The 7,301-nt window shown below is 34.1% G+C and carries 6 protein-coding genes and 1 pseudogene; 6 read left to right on the top strand and 1 reads right to left on the bottom strand.

The features are described 5' to 3' along the window. Positions 1–264 precede the first annotated feature (264 nt). From LY60_RS14940 to LY60_RS14920, 5 genes and pseudogenes are all read left to right on the top strand, one after another. A complete protein-coding gene (locus LY60_RS14940; RefSeq protein WP_145085665.1) occupies positions 265–591 on the top strand; it encodes a DUF1904 family protein in 327 nt (108 codons plus the stop codon). 57 nt (positions 592–648) lie between these two features. Next, positions 649–1,245: a HutD family protein gene (locus LY60_RS14935; protein WP_145085662.1), complete on the top strand. Its 597-nt coding sequence runs from the start codon at positions 649–651 to the stop codon at positions 1,243–1,245. A gap of 83 nt (positions 1,246–1,328) precedes the next feature. After that, positions 1,329–1,886, top strand: a complete 558-nt coding sequence (locus LY60_RS14930; protein WP_145085659.1) for a cysteine hydrolase family protein — start codon at positions 1,329–1,331, stop codon at positions 1,884–1,886. 108 nt (positions 1,887–1,994) lie between these two features. Then, positions 1,995–3,410, top strand: a complete 1,416-nt coding sequence (locus tag LY60_RS14925; protein ID WP_145085656.1) for an MATE family efflux transporter — start codon at positions 1,995–1,997, stop codon at positions 3,408–3,410. Positions 3,411–3,652: 242 nt separating this feature from the next. After that, positions 3,653–3,831 (top strand): annotated as a pseudogene (locus LY60_RS14920) (PEP-utilizing enzyme); the annotation flags it as partial. 73 nt (positions 3,832–3,904) lie between these two features. On the opposite strand, the gene LY60_RS14915 reads toward LY60_RS14920, so the two are convergent. After that, positions 3,905–4,477 carry a TetR/AcrR family transcriptional regulator gene (locus tag LY60_RS14915; RefSeq protein ID WP_170226259.1) on the bottom strand — a complete coding sequence of 191 codons (573 nt, stop codon included), beginning with the start codon at positions 4,475–4,477 and terminating at the stop codon, positions 3,905–3,907. 151 nt (positions 4,478–4,628) lie between these two features. Here LY60_RS14915 and ppsA point away from each other — a divergent pair, with 151 nt between their 5' ends. Further along, positions 4,629–7,262, top strand: a complete 2,634-nt coding sequence (gene ppsA, locus LY60_RS14910; RefSeq protein WP_145085650.1) for a phosphoenolpyruvate synthase — start codon at positions 4,629–4,631, stop codon at positions 7,260–7,262. The last annotated feature ends 39 nt before the right edge of the window (positions 7,263–7,301 follow it).

The following is a 7,301-nucleotide window of genomic DNA, read 5'->3' as shown; positions in this document are numbered from 1 at the left end:
CTGTTTAATTAAAATAGAACCATCTTGGAATGTAAATGTTGTTGAATACTTATATCAATACATACCCATATAAATTAAAATAGAACCATCTTGGAATGTAAATAGGATTAGAGAGTAATATTGACCCTACTTAGAAATGTTAGGCATATATTTTATAATATTAGTATTTTAATTTGCTATGTTTATTTAACGTTTTTTATTAATGTTTTTTTATAGTTGATATGATAAAATAGAATAAAATAATTTAGACAAAGAGAGGTTACTATGCCAGCATTAAGATTTAGAGCAATAGATATGAACAAGGCTTTAACAATAAGCAAATTGATGATTGATGATCTTCAGGAGTTGATTCAGTGCCCAAGAGAATATTTCAGCATAGAGGTAGTAAGTTCTTCATTCATAATGGATGAAAAAGTTGTGGAAGGTCTTCCGGCTGTGGATGTTTTATGGTTTGACAGAGGACAGGAAGTTCAAGACAAAGCAGCTATGATAATTACAAAGCACATAAACCTATTGGGATACAAAAATGTGGACGTTATTTTTCAAGCGCTTGAAAAAAGCAGATATTACGAAAACGGAGAGCATTTTTAAGTATTTGTAACTGAAGCGCTTATGAAAATACTATATTAATTTTACAAGGAGGTTGCTTTGAAAACCACATTAATTAGAAAAGATGATGTTATAACTTCAAAATGGGCAGGCGGAGAAAGCAGACAATACTTTATTTATCCTTTGAATTCTTCTTATGCTGACAGGAATTTTTCATTTAGGCTCAGCATGGCCGAGTCTTACAGCGAAGAGGAAGCAAAATACAGCAATCTTGAAAATTACACCAGACACTTGATCATGCTTGAAGGGAAGGCTCATGTTTTTCACAAAGACCACTATGATTTGCTTATGGAACCCTACAAACATATTGATGTGTTTGACGGAGGATGGGAATCATCAGCGGCAGGCAAGGTAACAGATTTCAACATGATGCTTTCAAAGGACTTTCATGGAAAGATGACTGTTGTTGAAAATGACGGAATACTTAAAAATGAATTTTGCAGGGAATATAATAAAACATTTGATTTCAATGCATTTTATTGTGGCAAAGGTGAAGCTGTTTTTGAAGTGTCTACTGGCGAGAAGATTGAAATATCTGAGGGAGATATGGCAATACTAGAAAATGTGGAAAATGATGTTGAAATTAATGTTGTTCTTAAAGAATCAAAGCTTGTACGGATGGATATTCTGCATTGAATGAAGTGATTTCATTGAACGCAGTTTAGCTGATTCAGACTGGGCAAGAAATGCAATTGAAAATATATAGTAGGAGTATGGCTATGAATGATACAGTACTGATTATAATTGATATTCAAAACATGTATTTTGAGGAAGGAAGTTATAAACTGTTCGATGCTGATGAAGCATCTTTAAAGGCTGCTAAAATATTGAATCATTTCAGAAGCAAAAATTTGCCTGTAATATATATAAAACACCTTTTCAAGGACAATAAAATAACTAAGCAGGAGCTGATGAGAAAGTGTGAAATTCATAAAAATGTCATGCCTGTTCATGGTGAAACTATAATGGAAAAGAATTATCCAAGTTCATTTCTTAATACTGATCTCAAGACATGTCTGGATGATTTAAAGGCTTCCAAGCTTGTAGTAGCCGGAATGATGAGTCATATGTGCATTGATACAACTGTCCGAGCAGCGCAAAATTACGGATATGATGTAACTGTACTTGAAGATGCGTGCACAACAAAGAACTTGAACACAAAAAACGGAGAAATCCATGCAAGTGTGGTTCATGATGTGTTTATGGCTTCCTTGAATGGTACATTTGCCAGGGTTATGACAGTGGATGAATACATAGGTGCTGAAAATCAACAATAAGTAAATATATACTTCATGTTGACTTATTATATCATTAGGAATATAATATTGTTTTGCAAGAAAAAGTTGCTCAGGCAGCTTTTTTTTCTTGACTTGAAGGAGGACAAAATGGAACAAATCAAAGAAAACAAAATGGGTGTAATGCCTGTTAGAAAATTGCTGGTAAGTATGTCTATACCCATGATGATATCAATGGTAGTACAGGCTTTATATAATGTTGTTGACAGCATATTCGTTGCAAGAATCAGCGAGGATGCACTGACTGCAGTATCGCTGTCTTTTCCGGTTCAAAACCTTATGGTGGCTATAGCAGTAGGTACAGGTGTAGGAATCAATGCTTTGCTTTCAAAAAACCTTGGTGAGAAAAACATGGAAGAAGTAAACAGCATTGCAGACAATGGAATATTTCTGGCATTTTTAAGCTATTTGTTATTCCTTGTTTTTGGAATGACATTTGTCAGACCTTATTTTGGAGCTCAGACAAACAACGCTGAAATAATTGAATACGGAATTTCTTACTTATCTGTATGCACCATTGCTTCTATTGGGATTTTCGGACAGGTAACATTTGAACGTCTGCTGCAATCCACAGGAAAAACCATATTCACAATGATGACGCAGGGAATCGGTGCAATCATAAACATAATACTTGATCCAATATTAATATTCGGTTTGTTTGGCATGCCAAAAATGGGAATAGAAGGAGCAGCTCTGGCAACTGTCATAGGTCAAATTGCCGCATGGCTTTTAGCTGTTGTTTTTAACGTCAAATACAACAATGAAATTAAAATTCAGGCAAATGGCTTCAGACCTAACATAAAAACAATTAAAAAAATCTATGCAATTGGTATTCCGTCAATAATAATGCTTTCAATCACTTCTGTTACAACATACTGCATCAACAATATTCTGATGAAATTTTCAGCAACAGCAACAGCTGTGTTCGGAGTGTACTACAAGCTTCAAAGTTTTGCGTTCATGCCGGTGTTTGGCCTCAATAACGGTATGGTTCCCATAATTTCATACAATTATGGCGCCAGATACAAGGAAAGAATAATTCACACAATCAGATTGAGCATAGAAATTGCCATTGGAATAATGCTTTTTGCACTTTTAATAATACAGCTGTACCCTGAAAAGATGCTTTTATTATTCAATGCTTCAAATGACATGATAAACATTGGAATTCCGGCTCTAAGGATTATAAGTCTCAGTTATATTTTTGCAGGATTTTCAGTTGTTGCAGGGTCTGTTTTCCAGGCATTTGGCAATGGTGTAATGAGTCTCATGGTTTCGGTGGGCAGACAGCTGGTGGTCCTTGTTCCAGCAGCATATCTTCTTTCTCTCACAGGCAATGTGAACCTTGTATGGTGGTCATATCCAATAGCGGAAGTAGCTTCTCTTGTATTGAGCATATTTTTCCTGAAGATCATATACAGCACGAAAATTGAGCCAATTTCAGATTGCTTTGGCGGAGATGATGGTGATGACATTGCAGGCGGTGCATTGCAGGGAGCAAAATAATAATTAAATTGAAAATCTGCACGGCCAGCGCCGTGATACATCATAAGATTGTAAATAACTAACACGTCTTGCCGTGTTCAGACTATTGACAACCCCGACACTTGGTATTTTTTAATGACCCTTGATTATTTAAATCAAGAGTCATTTTTTTTTCTAATAAACCATGGAGGCAATGGACAAGGAAGAAGAGATTATAAGTCGTTTGAAAAATCTACCGGGAGGCAGCAATAAGGCTAAAAAAATTTGTTACCATAAAAGGATTAGTTACTGAAGTAGGAGGTTTCACTACACACGGAGCTGTTATTACACGAGAATATGGACTTCCGGGAGTAGTAGGTGTTGAAAATGCCACAAAACTTATAAAGACGGTCAGAGAATTCGTGTAAATGGTACTGAAGGATATGTTGAAATATTGGGGTAAACAATAAGAGAATAAAGCAAGATACCTACTTTTATTCGAGAAGAGTACCTTGCTTTATTTGCAATAGAATTAATTATTTACTTGTTTTAAATATTCCATAAAAAAATAATTTGCCTAAATCGCTACGTACTTTTTGATCTAAGTTAGACTGTAGAGCTTTATTTACTGCATGAATGTAAATCAAAATTGATTCAGGGGAAATGTCAGTATCTAAATCCCCTTCTAATTTACCTTGATCGATTAATTGCATTAGCAAGGGAATGGTTTTATTCTCGCCATATTCATCAAGAAATTTCTGAATTAAAGGGTCCTTTATAAAATCAATCTGATTAAAAATTTCAATAAATGTATTGCTGGAATTAGTAGAAATAAAATGCATCTTGTTTATTTTTTCTTTAAAAGAGAGATCGCTTTCAACTAGAGCTTTCATATCAATCATTATGTCATCCATTATTTTGAAGAAAGCCTGTCTTGCCAAATTTTCTTTACTTTCAAAAAAATTATATATACTAACTTGAGATACATTAGCACTTTTTGCGATTTCAGCAATACTGACTTTTTTTATACCATACATTGAAAAAAGTTTAAGAGCAGCATTTAATATATCATTAATTTTATTTTCTCTGCGTATTTCAAATCCATTCATATGATTCACCTCATTACAAGTGTAACAATATTTATGAAATATTTCAAGATAATATTTCATAAATATATTGACAATGTGATTTTTGTGATATATTATGAAATATATACTGAAAATATTTCATAATTTTAATTTATGTCTAGGAGGTATTTGCATGAATTCTTATGTGCTTAGCTTTAAGGAAATTGATAAAACAAAGCTTATGGTTGTTGGAGGAAAAGGATTAAATTTAGGTGAGCTGTCTAAAATTGAAGGAATACTTGTACCAGAGGGATTTTGCATCACAACTGAGGCATATAAAAAGGCAGTTGAGTGTGAAGAGTTAAATATGCTTTTAGATAAATTATCATCGCTTCAGGCAAGAGACAGAGAGAAAATTGAGGAAATTAGCGGTAAAATTCGTAAAGCAATAGAAGAAAAAGAAATCAGTGAAGAAATTAAGTCTGATATTATTAATTGTTTATATAAGTTTGGTGAGAAGGATGCATATGCTGTACGGTCAAGTGCTACAGCTGAGGATTTGCCATTAGCTTCATTTGCTGGGCAGCAGGACACCTACTTGAATGTAATTGGCATAGATTCTATTCTGCATTATATTAAAAAGTGTTGGGCGTCTTTGTTTACAGATCGTGCTGTAATTTATCGAATACAAAATGGATTTGATCATCACAAGGTATATTTATCTGTGGTGATTCAAAAGATGATTTTTCCTGAAGTTTCTGGAATTATGTTTACAGCTGACCCTGTAACATTTAACCGAAAAGTACTTTCTATAGATGCAAGTTATGGACTTGGTGAAGCCTTGGTCTCTGGTTTAGTTAATGCAGACAATTACAAGGTTCGAGATGGTAAGATTATCCACAAAAAGATTTCAATAAAAAAATTAGCAATTAGTCCTCTGAACCAAGGAGGTACTGAAGAAAGAAAAATTGAATTAGAAAAACAAAATGTACTAACACTGAGTGATGAACAGATCTTACAGCTTGAAGAAATAGGAAGGAATATTGAGTATTATTTTGGCCATCCTCAAGATATTGAGTGGTGCCTGTTTGATGGAATGTTTTATATTGTCCAGAGTCGCCCTATCACGACATTATACCCAATCCCAGAGGAAGAAGACTCGAATAACCGTGTGTATGTATCATTAGGACACTTACAGATGATGACTGAGGATATCAAACCATTGGGAATGTCATTTTGTCAAATGCTATCATTTTGGTTTGGACAAAATTTAAAGCCCGCTGGCGGTAGACTTTTTATTGATGGGACATATGATTTATCTTCACCTATTGGAAGAAAGGTCTTAATTTCTAGTGCGGGAAATGCTGACATACTCATGAAGAATGCTCTTGTTAACTTAATGAAAAATATAGATTTTATCAATAAGCTTCCAAAAGGAAAGGGTACTATAAATGCAGGTACAGGAGCTCTAGCATGGATAATACCTGCAATTAAAGTGTACAGGAAAAATGATGTTAAAGATATAAAAGATATAATCACCTATAATGAGAAATTAATAGTGGATATGGAACAAAAAATTAAAACATTGTCAGGAGAAAAGCTGTTTGAATTTATTTTAAAAGATACAAATGATTTAAAGGATGTTCTCACAGGTCCTGAAAATATGAAAATGATGGTAGTGGGTGGATTTGTATCTAGTTGGATAAATAAAAAAATCGAAAAATGGTTAGGAGAAAAGGGTGCAGCAGATATGCTCTCTAAATCAGTAGAAAATAATGTTACTACTGAAATGGGGTTTGCACTTTTAGAGATAGCAGATGTTTCAAGACAATACCCAGAAGTTATTGAATATTTGAATAATGCTTCAGATGAGACATTTTTTGACGATTTATCAAAATTAGAAGGTGGAAAAACTGTAGGTACGGCCATGGAGAAGTTTCTTGAAAGGTATGGTATGCGTTGCCCTGGTGAGATAGATATAACAAAGACCCGTTGGAGTGAAAAACCGACAGCTATTATTCCTATGATTCTAAGTAATATAAAAAGCGTTGAGGAAACTACAAGTGTTGATAAATTTGAGCAGGGGCGTCTAGAAGCATTAGCAAAAAAACAAGAACTACTAGGTAGAATAGAACAATTGCCTGGTGGAAAATCAAAGGTTAAAAAGACAAAGAAAATGATTAGTGTTTTAAGGAATGTGATTGGTTTTAGGGAATATCCTAAGTATTCATTTATTAAGCGTTTTCAAATTTATAAGAATGCTCTAATAAAGGAGGCAAATGCTTTACTACAAAAGGGACTAATTAATGATATAGAGGATATTTATTATCTATATTTTGACGAATTACGAGATGTCGTTAAGACACAAAAGATAGATTACAATTTAATTGCCAAGAGAAAAGAAGCGTATAAAACATATGAAAAGCTTACGCCGCCTAGAGTATTGACTTCAGAAGGGGAAGTGATTTCTGGGGAGTATAACACTGAAAATATTCCAGAAGGCGCTTTTGTAGGGGTTCCAGTCTCAGCTGGTATCATCGAGGGTACAGCAAGAGTTGTTTTGAAATTGGAGGATGCCAGCATAGAGGAGGGTGATATTTTAATAACATCATTTACTGATCCTAGCTGGACTCCATTGTTTGTATCTATTAAAGGGCTTGTTACAGAGGTGGGAGGATTAATGACCCATGGAGCCGTTGTAACTCGAGAGTATGGTATACCTGCAGTAGTAGGAGTTGAAAATGCCACTAAACTTATTAAAGACGGACAGAGGATTAGAGTAAATGGAACTGAAGGTTATATAGAAATATTACAACAGGATTCGTAAATATTACTGAAGGCTTCATAATTGACAGGAGGAAATGAC

It is taken from the genome of Sedimentibacter saalensis (assembly GCF_007830175.1).
Lineage (GTDB): Bacteria > Bacillota > Clostridia > Tissierellales > Sedimentibacteraceae > Sedimentibacter > Sedimentibacter saalensis.
This window is presented reverse-complemented; position numbering and strand designations above follow the sequence as displayed.